This window comes from Neorhizobium sp. 05N33 (assembly GCF_056397445.1).
In genome coordinates this window covers 122917-139805 of the sequence record NZ_JBFTNK010000002.1, presented here as the reverse complement: position 1 = coordinate 139805, position 16889 = coordinate 122917, and the positions used below count along the sequence as shown (strand labels likewise).

The 16889-nt window shown below is 62.5% G+C and carries 16 protein-coding genes and 1 riboswitch; of the genes, 8 read left to right on the top strand and 8 right to left on the bottom strand.

The annotated features are described in order from the left end of the window. Positions 1-198 precede the first annotated feature (198 nt). Both AC1DLT_RS04940 and AC1DLT_RS04935 read left to right on the top strand, forming a co-directional pair. Positions 199-1794, top strand: coding sequence for a Ppx/GppA phosphatase family protein (locus AC1DLT_RS04940; RefSeq protein ID WP_477486069.1), 1596 nt, complete (start codon positions 199-201; stop codon positions 1792-1794). Continuing rightward, entirely contained in the window at positions 1791-2600 is an 810-nt protein-coding gene (locus tag AC1DLT_RS04935; protein WP_477486068.1) for an RlmE family RNA methyltransferase, read from the top strand. The genes AC1DLT_RS04940 and AC1DLT_RS04935 overlap by 4 nt, the downstream gene beginning before the upstream one ends. Here AC1DLT_RS04935 and AC1DLT_RS04930 read toward each other — a convergent pair whose 3' ends face one another. Then, positions 2601-4004: a DHA2 family efflux MFS transporter permease subunit gene (locus AC1DLT_RS04930; protein ID WP_477486067.1), complete on the bottom strand. Its 1404-nt coding sequence runs from the start codon at positions 4002-4004 to the stop codon at positions 2601-2603. Between the two features lie 195 nt (positions 4005-4199). On the opposite strand from AC1DLT_RS04930, the gene AC1DLT_RS04925 reads away from it, so the two are divergent. From AC1DLT_RS04925 to AC1DLT_RS04905, 5 genes are all read left to right on the top strand, one after another. Further along, the gene (locus tag AC1DLT_RS04925) at positions 4200-5189 is read left to right on the top strand and encodes an MBL fold metallo-hydrolase (RefSeq protein ID WP_038540087.1); all 990 of its coding nucleotides are present in this window, start codon (positions 4200-4202) and stop codon (positions 5187-5189) included. Between the two features lie 179 nt (positions 5190-5368). Next, entirely contained in the window at positions 5369-6871 is a 1503-nt protein-coding gene (guaB, locus tag AC1DLT_RS04920) for an IMP dehydrogenase (protein ID WP_477486066.1), read from the top strand. Positions 6872-7045: 174 nt separating this feature from the next. Beyond that, positions 7046-7408: a hypothetical protein gene (locus AC1DLT_RS04915; RefSeq protein ID WP_038540094.1), complete on the top strand. Its 363-nt coding sequence runs from the start codon at positions 7046-7048 to the stop codon at positions 7406-7408. A 103-nt stretch (positions 7409-7511) separates the two neighbouring features. Continuing rightward, positions 7512-7931 (top strand): MAPEG family protein, encoded by a 420-nt coding sequence (locus AC1DLT_RS04910; RefSeq protein WP_477486065.1) that lies wholly within the window; start codon positions 7512-7514, stop codon positions 7929-7931. 251 nt (positions 7932-8182) lie between these two features. Beyond that, on the top strand, positions 8183-9067 hold the full coding sequence (locus AC1DLT_RS04905) for a dienelactone hydrolase family protein (RefSeq protein WP_477486064.1): 885 nt from the start codon (positions 8183-8185) through the stop codon (positions 9065-9067). Between the two features lie 100 nt (positions 9068-9167). Here the strand turns inward: AC1DLT_RS04905 and AC1DLT_RS04900 are convergent, their stop codons facing one another. Both AC1DLT_RS04900 and AC1DLT_RS04895 read right to left on the bottom strand, forming a co-directional pair. Beyond that, positions 9168-9602, bottom strand: coding sequence for a 6,7-dimethyl-8-ribityllumazine synthase (locus AC1DLT_RS04900; protein WP_038540104.1), 435 nt, complete (start codon positions 9600-9602; stop codon positions 9168-9170). A 79-nt stretch (positions 9603-9681) separates the two neighbouring features. Then, positions 9682-9825: riboswitch (FMN riboswitch) on the bottom strand. A gap of 48 nt (positions 9826-9873) precedes the next feature. Continuing rightward, positions 9874-10824, bottom strand: coding sequence for a LysR substrate-binding domain-containing protein (locus AC1DLT_RS04895; RefSeq protein ID WP_038540107.1), 951 nt, complete (start codon positions 10822-10824; stop codon positions 9874-9876). A gap of 194 nt (positions 10825-11018) precedes the next feature. Here AC1DLT_RS04895 and AC1DLT_RS04890 point away from each other — a divergent pair, with 194 nt between their 5' ends. Then, positions 11019-11318: a YjiS-like domain-containing protein gene (locus tag AC1DLT_RS04890; protein WP_038540110.1), complete on the top strand. Its 300-nt coding sequence runs from the start codon at positions 11019-11021 to the stop codon at positions 11316-11318. Positions 11319-11399: 81 nt separating this feature from the next. On the opposite strand, the gene AC1DLT_RS04885 is transcribed toward AC1DLT_RS04890, so the two are convergent. From AC1DLT_RS04885 to AC1DLT_RS04865, 5 genes are all read right to left on the bottom strand, one after another. After that, positions 11400-12305, bottom strand: a complete 906-nt coding sequence (locus tag AC1DLT_RS04885; protein ID WP_477486063.1) for a DUF937 domain-containing protein — start codon at positions 12303-12305, stop codon at positions 11400-11402. A gap of 89 nt (positions 12306-12394) precedes the next feature. Next, the gene (locus AC1DLT_RS04880; RefSeq protein WP_477486062.1) at positions 12395-13768 is read right to left on the bottom strand and encodes a glutamate--cysteine ligase; all 1374 of its coding nucleotides are present in this window, start codon (positions 13766-13768) and stop codon (positions 12395-12397) included. Between the two features lie 127 nt (positions 13769-13895). After that, positions 13896-14633, bottom strand: a complete 738-nt coding sequence (locus AC1DLT_RS04875) for a 16S rRNA (uracil(1498)-N(3))-methyltransferase (RefSeq protein WP_477486061.1) — start codon at positions 14631-14633, stop codon at positions 13896-13898. Between the two features lie 14 nt (positions 14634-14647). After that, the gene (locus AC1DLT_RS04870) at positions 14648-16153 is read right to left on the bottom strand and encodes an inorganic phosphate transporter (protein ID WP_477486060.1); all 1506 of its coding nucleotides are present in this window, start codon (positions 16151-16153) and stop codon (positions 14648-14650) included. Positions 16154-16296: 143 nt separating this feature from the next. After that, complete coding sequence (locus AC1DLT_RS04865; RefSeq protein ID WP_477486059.1) at positions 16297-16803, bottom strand: NUDIX hydrolase; 507 nt, start codon at positions 16801-16803, stop codon at positions 16297-16299. Positions 16804-16889: the final 86 nt, after the last annotated feature.

Genomic DNA, 16889 nt, shown 5'->3' with positions numbered 1-16889 from the left:
CGAAAAAAATCGATGCTGCGGAGGCTTTCTCGTCTTAGGCGCGGAAAAGCTCGAAAGCCGGCTGATGACAGGGCGATGACGTGGGCGGCAAAAAGCCGTTGGCGAAAACGTCGCTGCCTGTTATCTTCGCGCCAACGAAACAATCAGACGCCAGCGGCATACCTTCAAGAGGCTTTGCGCGGCGAGATGGACATAAAAGTGATGGACCCCGATAGCGGCGCAAAGCCGCCGGAAGGCGGGGCGTCGGCGGTACCGCGCGGAGAGGGTAAATCCTCAAGGCGTCGGAAGGCGAAGCGGAACGGCAAACGTCGTGACGCGGCGCCTGCAAGCCATTCGGGTGCAGTCGATACGACTGCACCGGCCGGACGTCCCCATAACCAGGAACCCAACCCACAGGCGCGCAAGCGCAAGCGGCGGCGCGCGAAATCCGGCGGCGCTCAGCAGCCGGCGCAGGGTGCGGGTGCGGCGCCCGTGACAGAGCAGGGTCAGGTCCGTGTCGAGGGCGGGCAACAGCCGCATTCGGCAAAATCGCCGCCGCGCAATCGACGCAAGAAGAACAGAGGTGGCCGCGGCCTTCAGGGCCGGCCGCTGACGCCCGCCAAGGCGGTGCCGGGTGTGGCCAAGACCTCCGTGCCCGCCAGTTCGGGTCAGGGGTCCTCCAAGGATGTCCGCGGCAGGGCCGGAAATGAAAGCCAAGGCACGGATTCCCGCGGCGAAAAATTCTCCTATGTCAACGATCTCTATGCGGCGCTTGACCTCGGCACCAACAATTGCCGCCTGCTGATCGCCCAGCCGACAAGGCCGGGCCAGTTCCGCGTCGTCGATGCGTTTTCGCGGATCGTTCGCCTGGGCGAGGGGCTCGGCACCAGCCGCCGGCTGTCGCAGGATGCCATGGACCGCGCTGTCGAAGCGCTGCGCATCTGCGCCACAAAGCTTGCCAACCGGCCGATCCGCCGCATGCGGCTGATCGCCACCGAAGCCTGCCGGGCCGCCGAAAACGGCGAGGAGTTCCTGGCCAGGGTGATCTCGGAAACCGGGCTGGAACTCGAAATCATCGATCGGGAGACCGAGGCACGGCTTGCGGTCTCGGGCTGCTCGTCCCTGGTCGGTCGCGAAGCGCGCTCCGTCGTTCTCTTCGATATCGGCGGCGGTTCGTCGGAAATCGCCGTCATCCGCATCGATGACAGCCGTTCGAGCCGGCTTGCCAATCATATCACCCACTGGACCTCGCTTCCGGTCGGCGTCGTGACGCTGTCGGAACGGCATGGCGGGCGCGACGTGACGCCAGAGGTTTTCGGCGCCATGGTGACGGAAGTCGAAGGCATGCTGGCCGGTTTCGATTGCCCGCCGCTTGCCGCCTTCCGCCGCCAGGGCGCCGAGGATTTCCATCTGATCGGCACGTCGGGCACGGTCACCACGCTTGCCGGCGTGCATCTCGACCTGCCGCGCTACGACCGCCGCAAGGTCGACGGCCTGTGGCTGTCGGATGCGGAAGTCTCCGCCATGCAGGCAAAGCTGCTCTCCTGGGATTTTGCCGGCCGTGCCGCCAACCCCTGCATCGGTCCGGACCGGGCCGATCTGGTGCTTGCCGGCTGTGCCATTCTGGAAGCGATCCGCCGTCGCTGGCCGAGCCAGCGCATGCGGGTGGCCGACCGGGGCCTGCGCGAGGGCCTGTTGACGGACATGATGGCCGATGACGGCGTGTGGCGCCGGGTGCGGCCGCGCCGCCCAGGGGGCACTCAAGGGGGCAATCAAGGTGCCGGTGGACAGGATGAGGCTGGAGCAAGGCGATGACGAAACCACCCTCAAAATCCCCCGGTAGCGGCAATCGCACCGGCCGCAAGCTCGGCCAGAAGGTCAAGAAGGGCAAGCTCAAGGCGTCGTCGCGGCGCTGGCTCGAGCGCCATATCAACGACCCCTATGTCCAGCGCGCCAAACTCGAAGGATATCGCGCCCGCGCGGCCTTCAAGCTGCTGGAGATCGACGAAAAACATCAGATCCTCAAAGGCGCCCGCCGGATCATCGATCTGGGTGCCGCGCCGGGAAGCTGGTCGCAGATCGCCGCGAATGTCACCGGTTCGACCGACGATGATATCCGCGTCGCGGCAATCGATTTCCTGGAAATGGCGCCGCTCGCCGGCGTCAAGATCCTGCAGCTCGACTTCCTCGATCCCGAGGCGCCGCGCCTGTTGATGGAAGCGATCGGCGGCACGCCGGACTTGGTCATCTCGGACATGGCGGCGCCGACCACCGGCCATCAGAAGACCGATCACCTGCGCACCATGCATCTGTGCGAAGTGGCGGCGCATTTCGCCGTCGAAGTGCTGGGCGAGGGCGGCCATTTCCTGGCGAAAACCTTCCAGGGCGGCACGGAACGCGACCTGCTCAACATGCTCAAGCAGAATTTCAAGCAGGTCATCCACGTGAAGCCGGGCGCCTCGCGTCAGGAATCGGTCGAGATGTTCCTGCTCGCCAAGCATTTTAAGGGCCGCAGGGCCGGCGAAACTGCCCCGGAGTCCGAGATGGAGGAACCCGAGGTGGAGGATGCGGACGTGGAATACGCTGAAGCCGAAGACTCCGACCTGGACGATCGGGCCTGACTACTCGCCGGCTTCCGGTTGGATCTTGGCGGCTCCGTGGCCGGAAACGGCAGCACCCGTCATCGGGTCCAGTCTCAGCAGGGGCATGATCGCCAGAAGCGAAAGGGCGGCCACCAGGAAGAAAGCCAGGTGGAAGTCGAAGAGCTGTAGATGCGTGCCGGTGACCGCCGCCGACGCCTCGAGGATGAAGGCTGCAAAGGCGACGCCGAGCGCCGTGCTGATCTGCTGCAGGACGGAGGCGATCGAGGTCGCCTGGCTCGCCTGTTCGTCGCTGATCTCGGAATAGCTGAGCGCATTCGAGCCGGTGAAGAAGAAGGACCGGCAGACGCCCGACATCAGCAGGAAGGCGACGATCAGCGCGTGGGAGGTTTCCGGCGTGAAAAAGCCGTTTGCCGCCGTGGTCGCCGCGCCGAGCACGCCTGCGACGATCAGCGTCATCTTGAACCCGGTCATCGCGAAGACGCGGCGGGCGACGAACTTCACGATCAGCGCGCCGAGCGCGCCCGCAAACGTGATGAGGCCCGACTGGAAGGGGTTGAGGCCGAAACCGAGCTGCAGCATCAACGGCATCAGGAATGGAATGGCGCCTGTCGAGATGCGGAACAGCGTGCCGCTGCTGCTTGCCGCCCGGAACGCATTGTCCTTGAAGAGCCTGAGGTTGAGGATCGGCGCGGGGTGGCTGCGCGCATGGACGACATAGGCGACGCCGGCTGCGAGCCCCAAAGCCGTCGCCGTGATGCCGACGGCCGGCGGTAACGCCGGAAGGCCGACGACCGAAAGTCCGAAGACCGTGCCGGCGGCGGTGACCGAGGTCAGGAAGAACCCCCACCAGTCGATCGAAGGCGGGTTGGTGGCCTCGATTTCCGGCAGGAAGATGGTCGCGAGATAGATGCCGAGCAGGCCGACCGGCACGTTGATCAGGAAGATCCAGTGCCAGGTGAAATAGGTGGTGATGAAACCGCCGATCGGCGGCCCGGTGAGGGGCCCGACCAGCGCCGGAATGGTGAGCAGCGCCATGGCCGAGACGAGCTCGCTGCGCTTCGTGGTGCGCAGGAGAACCAGGCGTGCAACCGGCGTCATCATCGCCCCGCCCATGCCTTGCAGGAAGCGCGACAGCACGAACTGGAAGAGATCGGACGAGAACGCGCAGCAGATAGAGCCGACGACAAAAACCATGATCGCGACACGAAAGATCCGCTTGGCGCCGAAGCGGTCCGCCATCCAGCCGCTGATCGGGATGAACATGGCGAGCGCCACCATATAGGAAGTCAGAGCAAGTTTGAGCGTGATCGGGCCGACATTCAGGTCCGCGGCAATCGCCGGAAGTGCCGTTGCAATGACGGTGGAGTCCATCTGCTCCATGAAAAGGGCGACGGCGAGAATGAGGGGAACGATGCGGTTCATGAGGGGGCCTGCGACGGGCGGGGATTAAGGGCAGTCCATAGACCTGTTGATCCGGTCTGCCAATTGGAGAATCTCACCATTTCACGTTTTGGGTCACGTCTGCGTGAGATCGGATTTTCTCATCCCGAGCCGCGGTTATGTTCCCTGCGTATCGGACCCAGGGGTCTGGCGGCAATTCCAGGAGGCAGTTAAATCATGGCGAATTCAGGTATCGGACGGCGCACCCTCATCGGCACGGCCGGTCTGGGCATCCTCGCCGCTCCGGCAATCATCAATGCTGAGGTTTTTGCCCAGGAGAAGCAGCAGTTGGCAATCGATCGCGTCATCCCGCCGGACATTCATAAATTCAAGCTCGGCGGATTTCAGGTTCTGGTGGTGAAGGACGGCGCTCGTCCTTCCGGCGCTCCCGGTGAAACCTTCGGCCTCAATCAGCCAGCCGAAGCGCTTGCAACGCTGCTGAGCCAGAATTTCCTGCCCACGGACCAGTTCGTCAACAGCTTCTCCCCGACGCTCATTGATACCGGCAGCGACGTCATCCTGTTCGATACGGGTCTCGGCAAGGCGGCTCATGCCCAGGGGGCTGGACGCCTGGTCGAGGGGCTTGCCGCCGCCGGCTACATGCCGGAGGATATCTCGATCATCGTCATCACCCACATGCATGGCGACCACATCGGCGGCATCATGGAAGACGGCAGGCCTGCCTTCCCGAAGGCGCGTTATGTCGCAGGCCAGGTGGAATACGACTTCTGGACCGATAGCGCCCGCGCCGGCACGCCGGCAGAGGGCAATCAGAAGAGCGTGCTCGCCAACGTAAAGCCACTTGCCGAAAGGATGGCCTTCCTGAAAGACGGCGGAGAGGTGACGTCCGGCATTACCGCGATGCTCGCGCCGGGCCATACGCCGGGTATGCTGATCTTCAATATCGAGTCGCAGGGCAAGCGTCTGGTTTTGACCGCCGATACGGCCAACCACTACGTCCTGTCGCTGCAGCGGCCCGAATGGGAAGTGCGTTTCGACATGGACAAGGCGCAGGGAGCGGCCACCCGCAAGAAAGTCTTCGACATGATCGCCACGGAAAAGGTCGCCTTCCTTGGTTATCACATGCCGTTCCCGGCGGTCGGTTTCGTCGAAAAGCAGGGGACCGGCTACCGTTTCGTGCCGAAGAGTTACCAGTTCGACATCTGATTGTGCTGGAAAGCGATCAAAACCCGGGAGAAACACCTCTCGGGTTTTTGCTATTCCCTTCTTGTCATGAACGTGTTACCAGCCCTCGCCAACTTCCAAGCAATTGTTGCCGGAGCGTCGGGACGTATAGAGTCGTTCCTGAGCGCATCCCGCATTTTCTAGATCGAAGGAATTTGGCAATGGCACGCATCATTGAAACCGCAACCGGCGCAGATGCGCTTACCTTCGACGACGTGCTCCTGCAGCCCGGCCATTCCGAAGTCATGCCGGGCCAGACCAATATCGCCACTACCATCGCCCAGGACATCGAACTCAACCTGCCGATCATCTCCTCGGCCATGGATACGGTGACGGAAAGCCGGCTGGCTATCGCCATGGCGCAGGCCGGCGGCATCGGCGTCATCCACCGCAATCTGACCCCGATCGAACAGGCCGAACAGGTCCGCCAGGTCAAGAAGTTCGAAAGCGGCATGGTCGTCAATCCGGTGACGATAGGCCCGGACGCGACGCTGGCCGACGCGCTGTCGCTGATGAAGTCCTACAGCATTTCCGGCATTCCGGTGGTCGAAAACGGCGGCGGCCACGTTCCGGGCCGGCTGGTCGGAATTCTCACCAATCGCGACGTCCGTTTTGCTTCCGATCCGGCCCAGAAGATCTACGAGCTGATGACCCGCGAGAACCTGATCACGGTCAAGGAAAGCAGCGTCGACCAGACCGAGGCCAAGCGTCTTCTGCACAAGCACCGCATCGAGAAGCTGCTTGTGGTGGATGGCGAAGGCCGTTGCGTCGGTCTCATCACCGTCAAGGACATCGAAAAGTCGCAGCTCAACCCAAATGCCTCCAAGGATGCGCAAGGGCGCCTTCGGGCCGCAGCCGCGATCAGCGTCGGCGACGATGGTTTCGAGCGTGCCGAACGTCTCATCGAGGCCGGCGTCGATCTTCTGGTCGTCGATACGGCCCACGGCCACTCGCAGCGCGTGCTCGACGCCGTCACCCGCGTCAAGCGCATCTCCAACCACGTACGCGTCATGGCCGGCAATGTCGCCACCTCCGACGGCACCAAGGCGCTGATCGATGCCGGTGCGGATGCGGTCAAGGTCGGTATCGGCCCGGGCTCGATCTGCACCACTCGCATCGTCGCCGGCGTCGGCGTGCCGCAGCTTGCGGCGATCATGTCGGCCGTCGAAGCGGCACGGGCGCAGAACATCCCGGTCATCGCCGACGGCGGCATCAAGTTCTCAGGCGATCTGGCCAAGGCGATCGCCGCCGGCGCATCCGCCGTGATGATCGGCTCGCTGCTGGCCGGCACCGACGAAAGCCCGGGCGAGGTCTATCTCTACCAGGGCCGCTCGTTCAAAGCCTATCGCGGCATGGGCTCGGTAGGCGCCATGGCCCGCGGTTCCGCCGACCGTTATTTCCAGGCGGAAGTGCGTGATACGCTGAAGCTGGTTCCCGAAGGCATCGAAGGCCAGGTTCCCTACAAGGGTCCGGTCTCGGGTGTGCTGCATCAGCTCGGCGGCGGCCTGAAGGCGGCCATGGGTTATGTCGGCGGCGCCAATCTCAAGGAATTCCAGGAGCGCGCCACCTTCGTTCGCATTTCCGGCGCGGGCCTGCGCGAAAGCCATGCGCATGACGTGACGATCACCCGCGAGAGCCCCAACTATCCGGGCTCCGGCGCCTGACATCCGTCGGGGGAAGGGGTTATTGCCCATTCCCCCCGTGTTTCAAGAAAGTCAGCTGGATGCCGGTCGCGATGCCCTGTCGCGATGGCCCAGGGTGCTTATTTCTTTCCTGATTCCCTGCTAGATAACGAACGTTGGTGATCATGCCGACGGGAGAATTTTTCGGGGGTAAACATGAAGAAGTTTCTGGCTTGCGCGCTCCTTCTGGGCGCAGCATTCGTTACGCCTGCGCAGGCGCAAACCGTTCGCGCAGGTACGTATAAGGTCGAGGGCACGAACCTCGATGGCTCCGCCTACAAGGGAACCGCAAAAATCGCGCTGACCAGCGAAACGACCTGCTCGATCGAGTGGAAGACCGGTTCCTCCACGTCCAGCGGCATCTGCATGCTTTACGGCGATTCCTTCGCCGCCGGTTACGTGCTCGGCAAGGCGGTTGGCCTCGTCGTCTACAAGGTCAATGACGACGGATCGCTGGAAGGCGCCTGGACCATTTCCGGCAAGGACGGCTCCGGCACCGAGAACCTGACCCCGCAATGACCCGCAGCTATGGATGAGATTACATGGCGCCGGTCAACCGGCGCCATTTGCGTACAGGAGAGCCCGCGTTATCTGGTTCCCCCGATGAAAATGAGGAGAACCGATGCTTTCCACTGATGCGACGCTTTGGCCAATGATCGCGCATGCCGCGCTGGTCTTCTTTCTCTACTGGCTGCTGTCGAGGAAGCGGTATCTGGCCGTCCGGGCAGGCCGTGCCGAGGCAGGCCATTTCCGCGAAGGCCGGGAAGAGCCTCCCGAAAGCCTGGCTGTCCACAACAACCTCAAGAATCAGTTCGAACTGCCGGTCCTGTTCTACGCCGCCTGCCTCGTGCTGTACGTCTCGACTGCAGACAATGGCGGCACGGTCGCGCTCGCCTGGATCTTCGTCCTGTCCCGATATGCGCATTCCTACGTCCACCTCACCAGCAACCGGCTGCGTTATCGCCGCCCGATCTTCATGGCTGGCTTTTTTGCGGTGATGGCGATGTGGGTCTGGCTCGCGGTCTGGCTGGCTCTGAACTAGGACGCTTTAGCCTGGCCAGCGTTCGCCATGTTTATCGAGACAGGCGGGCGAGGCGAGAATGAACGGCCGCACCGCCGCGATCTGCCGAGCCATCGGATGAGCCCGTCACAATCCCGGCGGGCTCGTCCGCTCAAAACGAGCTCACGAACAAGTGTAATATCCAACACTTGGATCACTCAGTGTTTCATCTGCAAGTGAAAGCTCCTCGTTGTAGATTTCTTCGTCATACAGTCCGCTACGGAGGAATAGTCATGGACAACGAGACCCCGAAGATCACCCAGGCGATGATCGACGCCTATGACGAATACACGCACCTGACTTTGGACCGCCGTCGCTTCATGGAGAAGCTGACTCAGCTTGCGGGCTCCGGTGCAGCTGCCGCGGCGATTGCACCCCTGATCGGCGCCAGTTCTGCCAAGGCCGATATCATTGCCGCCAATGACGACCGGCTGACCACGGAGGACGTTACATATCCGGGCGCCAGCGGCGCGACGATGAAGGGTTATCTCGTAAAACCCAAGAATGCCTCCGGCACGCGCGGCGGCGTCCTCGTCATCCACGAGAACCGCGGGCTCAACGCCCATATCAAGGACGTCGCCCGCCGCATGGCGTTGGAGGGTTTCAATGCGCTCGCAGTCGATTTCCTGGCGCCCCAGGGCGGCACGCCGGCGGACGAAGAGCAGGCCCGGCAGATGTTCTCCTCGCTGAAGCCCGACGACGTTTCGGCCAACGGCGAGGCAAGCCGCGCCTATCTCGCCGGCATCAGCGGTGCGAACGGCAAGGTCGGTGCGATCGGCTTCTGCTGGGGCGGCGGTGCGGTCAACAATCTGGCCGTGAAGTCCCCCAGCCTCAACGCCGCCGTCGCCTATTACGGTGCGCAGCCGAAGGCTGAGGACGTGCCTGCCATCAAGGCGCCGCTGATGCTGCATTACGGCGGGCTCGACGAGCGCATCAATGCCGGCATCCCGGCCTTCAGGGCAGCGCTCGAAAAGAACGGCAAGACCTTCGAGATCTTCGTCTATGACGGCGCCAACCACGCCTTCAACAACGATACGTCGTCCGCCCGCTACGACAAGGCGGCCGCCGATCTTGCCTGGAGCCGCTCGGTGGCGTTCTTCAAGAAGAACCTGGCCTGATCAGGCCGCAGGTCCGCAAGCCGGCGGTGCTCGCGCCTGGGCGTTGCAATAAACAGGGAAGCCGGGGTCCAGCCCGGCTTTTGTTTTTGGCGCCTATGCGTCAGGCGGCGATGCGTTGCCGCGTATCGACGATCATCTGGGCCGCCTGGGCGGCCTCGCGTCCCTTCTCGACGAAATGCGCGCTGAATATCGATTTGTGGTGCGCGGTTTCCTGGAAATGATGTGGCGTCAGCGACACCGACAGGACCGGTACTCCCGTATCGAGGCCGGCGCGCATCAATCCATCGACCACCGCCGAAGCCACGAAATCGTGCCGATAGATGCCGCCGTCGACGACCAGCGCTGCGGCCACGACCGCGGCATATCTTCCGGTCGCCGCCAGATCGCGCGACATGAGCGGTAGCTCGAAGGCGCCGGGCACGTCGAAGATATCGACGTTTTCGCTCGGCATGAGCTCGAGGAAGCCTTCGAGAGCCTTGTCGACAATCTCGGAATGCCAGTTTGCTTTGACGAAAGCGAAGCGGGTGTGTGTCATGGAATCTCCTTCAGGTTACGACACGGCACCCAAGGCGATTACGCACGTCCATAGAACCCGCGGGATGCGGGTGCTGCACGTCCGTTCTCTTTCATCCGGACTCTGACCGTCGGCTCAGGCATCGCACCTGATCTGCTGACCCTTCCATCGGAAGGCGCTCGCGGGCTCACGGCTCGCGCCGCCTACCGCCGGTGGGGAGTTTCGCCCCGCCCTGAGAACAGGGCGATTTAGCGCGACCGGTGAGGGGAAGGCAAGGCCGAACTCGTGACCCTTACCACCCCGGCATCACCTGTACCGCCCGGGCCCGCGGCATGCGCTGGAACGTTTTGGCCTCTCCGTCGAGATCGTCCGGAATGACCGCCGGCGAGATGTTGTCGAGACAGGCGGTGATGTGGTCGGTGATGGCATTCATCAGCGATGGCGAAAGCCCCGGCCGTTTCATGATGCCGATCTGCACCGGCGGAAGCGGCGGGAAGCCGTCGGCTGCGGCCAGCACCTTCATGCCGGTCCTGAGCGCCGATTCCGGCAGCACCGAGACAGCCATGCCGGCAAGCACCGCGGCTGCGACGACGGTCGAAGACCAGCTCGTGAACAGGACCTGGTATTCGCGTCCGTCCGCATCGAGCGCCGAACAGGCGAGTTGGCGCCACAGGCAATCGCGGCGACCGACCGCGAGCGGCACCGGCGCGTCGTCCTTCAGCGGATGGTTGGCTGATCCGACCCAGCAGAGCGGCTCGGTGCGGACCACGTCGGAAATGCGCTGGCGCGGATTGTGGGTGACGAGCGCAATGTCGAGTTCACCACGCGCCATCTTTTCTGCAAGGCTGACCGAGGGCTCACAGACGATATAGAGTTCGACATTCGGATGCGTCTTGGCAAAACGGCCGATGATCTCGGGCATGTAGCGGTCGGCATAGTCGTCCGGTGTACCGATCCTGAGCGTACCCTCAAGACGGTTGTCGTCGAAGGCGGCGATCGCCTCGTTATTGAGGCGGATGATGCGTCGCGCATAGTTCAGGAGCTTTTCGCCCTCCGCCGTCAGCCGGTTGCCGCGGCCGTCCTTGGCAAACAGCTGCTTGCCGATCCGTTCCTCGAGCCGACGCATCTGCATCGAAACTGCAGACTGGGTCTTGAACACTCGATCGGCAGCCTTGGTGAAACTGCCGGTGTCGACGATGGAAATGAAGGTATGCAGCTGGTCGATATCAAGCGGAGCGGACATGAGAGTGACCCATCAGAGAGGTTGATGCTAATCATTAGAAACATTCGTTGGACTGATCAATAGGTTTTCCGCGATAAGGGGATCGCAAATCAAAATCGAAGGGTGCTTCTTCCCTGAGCGCCCAACCAGGCAGCCTTTCCGTAGGACCTCCACGGAAGGGATGGCCTTTCTCGTGCCTGCGAAAGGATAGACCAATGAGCACGACCGACTGCGGAACTGAACTCGATCTGGTTCACGAGGAGCGCGGCACGCAAGGCCGTCTGGCTGTCGTGATGCTGCGAACGAAATCCGTGTGGCGTGCCTTTCGCAATCGTTTGGCGAGCAATCGCCTCCATGATCTCGACGACCGCCAGCTCAACGATATCGGCATCACACGGCATGATGTGGTGATGGCGCTCAATCAGTCCGGCGTGCTGGACGATCCATCTCTGCTCCTGTCCCGCTCCGCTCGTGAGCGTGCGCGGCATCGCTTTGCAAGACCGGCCAATCGCTGATCTTGCCTGACCTTTTCCCCGCAGGGTGATAGCCAATAGCCCTGCTGCTTGCCCGGCCGGTCGATCCGTGCCGGGCTTTTTTTATTTGGATGGCTTTGGAGCGACAGGCGTCGCCGCCGGCTCGGCATTGGCGCCCGTGCCATTGCGCAGATAGGTGTCGAAGATCGCTTCCATGTTCTTCTGGTAGCTTTTCTGCACTTCAAGTCCGCTGTCGAACATGTTGTTCAGCACGTCGCGATAGGGATTGGCCTCGGCCGCCGGTGCGTCCTTGGGCGTTTCCGGGGCGGGGGCGGCCGTGCTGCTCGGGCTCGCGAAGGCGCCGCCCATCATGTCCTGGAAAGCCTTGGCAAACGGATTGTCAGCAAACGGGTTGCCGGTTGAAGGTTGCGGTTGTTCCGGCTTGTCGAGCCCCCACATGGAACGCATCGCCTGGGCAAAGGGATTGTCGAAGGGATTGGCCGCTGGCTGCGGCTTCGCCTTCGGCTGCAGGCCCATGCTTTCCAGCCATTGCTGCTGCATCTGTCCCATCGGCGAGGCGGCGAACGCTTCGTTGGCGCCGGTTAACTGTCCGCTCATCTGCTTGAACAGCCCGCCCATCAGAGTGTCGGCCATGGCCGGCATCATCTTCTTGAAGACTTCCTGGCCGATCCCCGTGAGCTGCTCGGCCTGTGCGGCGATCGCGCGGGAGACTTCCTTGGAGCCGAACAGCTTTTCGAGTACGGCATTGCCGTCCATCGTGCCCTGCGGCGTAAAGGCCTTGGTCAGGTCCTCGAAATATTTGGCATAGGCGCCGGACACCATGCTGCTCATCAGCGAGGTGAGGTCGTAAGGATTGGCGCTGGTGCGCTTGAACCCCGAGGAAAAGGCGGGCATCAGCGCCGCCATTGCCTGGGTAGCCTGTTCCTGAGCCAGGTTGAACTGCTTGGCGATCGCCTCCATGCCTGCGCCGTCCTGAGCTCTGAGCATCATGTCGAACAGTGGCAGCATGGAGAGAATCCTTTCCGGTTCGGGTGATGCACCACTATATCCGGAAAGTGCTGAACGGAAACCGGTTTTTAGAACCGATCTCAATCTGGTCAGTATTGGTATTCCTCGAACACCGGCTCGACCGAGCCGCGCCAGCGGCCGTGGTAGAGAGACAGCAGGTCGTCTGCCATGGTCGTCTTCTTGGCAAGCACTTCGTCAAGCGGTTGCAGGAAGATGCTTTCGTCCTGGCCTTCGCCGTTCAGCCGCGCCCGCGCCTTCAAACCCGCCTTGGAGATCGCCACCGCCTCGCGGGCGATGTCGAGCACCGACTTGCCCTTGATTTCAGCCTTCAGGCCCTTCGCCGGCACGGCATCGCGCATGGCGACGACGTCCTCGACCGTCCAGTCGGCCGTCAGCGTCTCGGCATCGGCAAGGGCGGTGTCGTCATAAAGCAGGCCGACCCAGAACGCCGGCAGCGCGCAGATCCGCCGCCACGGGCCGCCGTCGGCGCCGCGCATTTCGAGGAAACGCTTCAGGCGGACGTCGGGGAAGAGGGTGGAAAGGTGGTTGGTCCAGTCGCCCATGGTCGGCTCCCAGTCCTTGATCTCGCCTTTCAGCGCGCCATTCATGAACTGGCGGAAGGTGACATGCGTGCAGTCGTGATACTTGCCGTCGCGGACGACGAAATACATCGGCGCGTCGAGCGCCCATTCCACATAGTCGGCAAAACCGAAATCCTGCCTGAACACGAAGGGCAGCACGCCGGAGCGCTGGTTGTCGGTATCGCGCCAGATGTCGCCGCGCCAGGAGACCAGCCCGTTCGGCTTGCCTTCGGTGAACGGGGAGGACGCAAACAGCGCGGTGGCGATCGACTGCAGCTTCATAGACACGCGCATCTTGGCGGCCATGTCCTCCTCCGAGGAGAAGTCGAGGTTCACCTGGATCGTGCAGGTGCGGTACATCATGTCGAGGCCCTTGGAACCGACCTTCGGCATGTAGCGCGTCATGATGTCGTAGCGGGATTTCGGCATGCGCGGGGTTTCCGCGAGCGTCCATTTCGGGCTGCCGCCGATGCCGAGAAAACGAATGCCCATCGGTTCGGCGATCTCGCGCAGAACCGCGAGATGCTGGTTGGATTCCCGACAGGTCTGGTGAATGCTCTCCACCGGCGCGCCGGAAAGCTCGAACTGGCCGCCGGGCTCGATGGAAATCGCCCCCATGCCGGATTGCTCGCCGAGCCCGATGATGTTCTCGCCGTCCATGATCGGCTCCCAGCCGAGCTTCTTTTCCATGCCTTTCAGCAGCGCGGAAATACTGGCATCGCCGAAATAGGGAACCGGGCTGTTGTCCGCCCGGAAAAAGGCGAATTTTTCATGCTCCGTGCCGATGCGGAAATCTTGCTTCGGCCGAGCTCCCTTCGCCAGGTAGGCGGAAAGCTCGGACACCGAGGTCAGCGGTGTCTGGTCGGTCGTATCGCGGGCCATGAAAATTACCTTGCTCGGAATGCCTGATCTAGACGGATAGCCGGCTGATTGGACCGGATTGATGTGCGCTGCAAGTGAATTTCTTTCAAGATAGATTCAGAATTTCAAGGCCGTCATGTCAAGCGGGTCACCGCCAGTCGCCGACCGCTGCCTGGATGACTGCGAGCGCCGCGACCGCGGCCGTATCCGCCCTTAATATCCGGGGCCCGAGCGGTATCGCGGTGACGAAGGAAAGCGAACGCAGCCTTTCCCTTTCCTCGTCCGAAAATCCGCCTTCCGGCCCGACCAGCAGCGCCAGCTTTGTCTCCTTGATTGCCGTAAGGATCGGCAGCGGGTTCTGGCCCTCGTCGCCTTCGTCGCAGAAGATGATGCGCCGATCGTGGGGCCAGGTGTCGAGCAGGTCGCCGAGTTTCTTTGGCGGCGCGACCTCCGGCACCGACAAAATGCCGCACTGCTCGGCGGCCTCCACCACATTCGCCTGAAGCCGGTCCATGCTGGTGATCTTGCCCTGTACATGCTGGGTCATCACCGGCTGGATGAATCCCGCACCCATCTCGACCGCCTTCTGCACCAGATAGTCGAGGCGGCCGACTTTGAGCGGCGCGAAAAGATAATGCAGGTCGGAGGCCGGCGGCTGCGGCCGGGTTTCCTCGATTGCTTCCAGCACGATCTTCTTTCGGGTCGGATAGGTGATCCTGGCCTTCCACTCGCCGTCGCGGCCGTTGAAGAGCAGGATTGCCGAACCTTCCTCCATCCTCAGCACGTTGGCGAGATAGTTGAACTGCTCCGACGACACTTCATGGCGGGCACCGGCGCCGAGCGGCGCCTCGATGAACAGCCTCTGCATCCGGAAATTGGCGCGCATGGAAACCTCGAAGCCTAGACGAACAGCGCGAACATAGCGGTGGCGATCAGCGCCGCAAGGGTGGCGGCCGCCGGAAGCGTGATCGTCCAGGCGGCTATGATGCTCAGGAAATGCGAGCGCCGCACCAGGTAACGCCGTTTCAATTCGTCGTCATTGCGTTCGAAAGGCTCGGTGGTATCGAGATCCTTGCCGGCCCGCGCCCGCATGTATTCGAAGCGGCGGCGGGAATGGCGGGTATACCATTCGCGGAAGAAACCGACGCCGAACACCGCACCGACGGCAATATGGGTCGAGGAGACCGGCAGCCCGATCCAGGATGCGACGATCACGGTCAGGGCCGTCGACAGCGAGACGCAATAGGCGCGCATCGGATTGAGCTTGGTGATTTCCGCGCCGACCAGCCGCACCAGTTTCGGGCCGTAAAGCAGCAGGCCGAGCGAGATGCCGAGGCCGCCGATGATCAGTTCCCAGAGCGGAATGTGCACGCCGGCCGAAATGCCCCTTTGCGCCGCCGAAACGATTGCGGCAAGCGGACCGATGGCGTTCGAAACGTCATTGGCACCGTGCGCGAACGAGAGCAGCGCTGCAGAAAGGATGAGCGGAATGCGAAAGAGCGTGCGAAGCGACTGATTGCGGTTCTCGAGCCCTTCGGCCTGCCGGGCGATCACCGGGATCAGCAGGCGCCAGGCGCCGAGGCCCGTCAGCAGGGCGATCAGCGTCGCAACCGGCGTCGAGACGTCCACCAGTTCTCCCAGCCCGAGCAGCGCCAGATAGCCTGCAAAGGCGCCGGTCATCACGCCGATCAGCACCGGCACCCATTTCTTCGCCGCGGCGATCTTGTCCTCGCGGTAGATGATGGTTTCCTTGACGAAGAACAGGAAGGCGGCGGCGATGACAGCGCCGAGAAGCGGGGAAAAGACCCAGCTTGCGGTGATGCCAGCGATCGTTCCCCAGTTCACTGCGGAAACTCCGGCGGCCGCGATCCCGGCCCCCATGACGCCGCCGACGATCGAATGGGTGGTGGAAATCGGCGCGCCGAGCCATGTCGCGACGTTGATCAGCACCGCTGCCGAGAGGAGTGCCGCCATCATCGCCCATATCAGCACGTCGGGGCTGGTGATCATGCCGCCCTGCATGATGCCGTTGGCGATCGTGCTGGCGACGCCCCGGCCGGCGATCACGGCACCTGCCACTTCGAAGACGGCCGCAAGCCCGAGACCGAAGGTCATGGTCATGGCACGGGCGCCGACGGCCGCGCCGATATTGTTGGTGACGTCGTTGGCGCCGATGTTCATCGCCATGTAGGCGGCAAGGCCGGAGGCGGCGATGACGACGACGGCGCCGGGTTTGCCCGTCACGTAGGCGGCTGCAAAGATGGCGACGAGGATGATGAACAGAAGTGCCGTTCCCGGTGCGGCAAGCCCGCGCGACATCTGCCGGGCGGCTTCCTCCACGGAGGAGAATTTCTCCAAATCCTTGTCGAGCGTCGGCTTCGCCAGGCGCGGCCTTCTTTGGCCCATATCTCCATCCTTGGGTGAAAAGTGAGGCGCGAGAACGGAACTTGCCTGCCGTCTCCGCCTCGCGGAAGAAATCAATGCCTATCGCTTAATAGCGCGCGCAGGCGAAGGCAATATTGCCGAATTGGGAAGATGCTTCAAAGCACCTAACTTGCTGCTTTGACTGCAAGCTGCGGAGCGCGTGGCTGCATCCGTTCGGCAAACTGCAGGAAGAGAATCTTCAGTTCCGGCTCATTGACGCGCATCGCGGCCTCTTCGCAGGAAACCCATTCCAGTGTTCGAGAGCCCTTTTCCGGATAGCTTTTCAGGCATTCGTCCACTTCGAGCGCGTGGACCTGCACCCGCACAGGGATCTTCAGGCCGTTATCGAGGGTCTTGCGATAGTGATAGAAACCGAGCGGTTCCTTTTCAACCTTGCCCTTGACACCGACCTCTTCGAACGCTTCGCGTTCGGCGACCTGGTGAGCCTTCTTGTCGGTCATCGGCCAGCCCTTGGGCACGACCCAGCGGCCGGTATCGCGGCTTGTCGCAACGAGAACCTCGAGTTGTCCCGGCTTCTTCTTTATCCGGTAGCAAAGCGCAGCATACTGCTGCCGCGGCGGTCGCTGCAGCATCAACCGAAGATTGCTCGTAACCCGATCCATCAAGCCCAATTTCTGTTTCGTCCTCCAGAGGATGATATTTTACTAATATAATGCTTGCGCGAGGATTAACGACCCCTGGCAGCTTTTTTGAGAAG

Bases quoted from the DNA above. Each gene is read 5' to 3' on its own strand.
- AC1DLT_RS04895 (WP_038540107.1), bottom strand. From the start codon at position 10,824: ATGTCCGCTCCGCTTGATATCGACCAGCTGCATACCTTCATTTCCATC.
- AC1DLT_RS04935 (WP_477486068.1), top strand. From the start codon at position 1,791: ATGACGAAACCACCCTCAAAATCCCCCGGTAGCGGCAATCGCACCGGC.
- AC1DLT_RS04880 (WP_477486062.1), bottom strand. From the start codon at position 13,768: ATGGCCCGCGATACGACCGACCAGACACCGCTGACCTCGGTGTCCGAG.
- AC1DLT_RS04870 (WP_477486060.1), bottom strand. From the start codon at position 16,153: ATGGGCCAAAGAAGGCCGCGCCTGGCGAAGCCGACGCTCGACAAGGAT.
- guaB (WP_477486066.1), top strand. From the start codon at position 5,369: ATGGCACGCATCATTGAAACCGCAACCGGCGCAGATGCGCTTACCTTC.
- AC1DLT_RS04885 (WP_477486063.1), bottom strand. From the start codon at position 12,305: ATGCTGCCACTGTTCGACATGATGCTCAGAGCTCAGGACGGCGCAGGC.
- AC1DLT_RS04925 (WP_038540087.1), top strand. From the start codon at position 4,200: ATGGCGAATTCAGGTATCGGACGGCGCACCCTCATCGGCACGGCCGGT.
- AC1DLT_RS04875 (WP_477486061.1), bottom strand. From the start codon at position 14,633: ATGCGCGCCAATTTCCGGATGCAGAGGCTGTTCATCGAGGCGCCGCTC.
- AC1DLT_RS04910 (WP_477486065.1), top strand. From the start codon at position 7,512: ATGCTTTCCACTGATGCGACGCTTTGGCCAATGATCGCGCATGCCGCG.
- AC1DLT_RS04915 (WP_038540094.1), top strand. From the start codon at position 7,046: ATGAAGAAGTTTCTGGCTTGCGCGCTCCTTCTGGGCGCAGCATTCGTT.
- AC1DLT_RS04900 (WP_038540104.1), bottom strand. From the start codon at position 9,602: ATGACACACACCCGCTTCGCTTTCGTCAAAGCAAACTGGCATTCCGAG.
- AC1DLT_RS04890 (WP_038540110.1), top strand. From the start codon at position 11,019: ATGAGCACGACCGACTGCGGAACTGAACTCGATCTGGTTCACGAGGAG.
- AC1DLT_RS04905 (WP_477486064.1), top strand. From the start codon at position 8,183: ATGGACAACGAGACCCCGAAGATCACCCAGGCGATGATCGACGCCTAT.
- AC1DLT_RS04930 (WP_477486067.1), bottom strand. From the start codon at position 4,004: ATGAACCGCATCGTTCCCCTCATTCTCGCCGTCGCCCTTTTCATGGAG.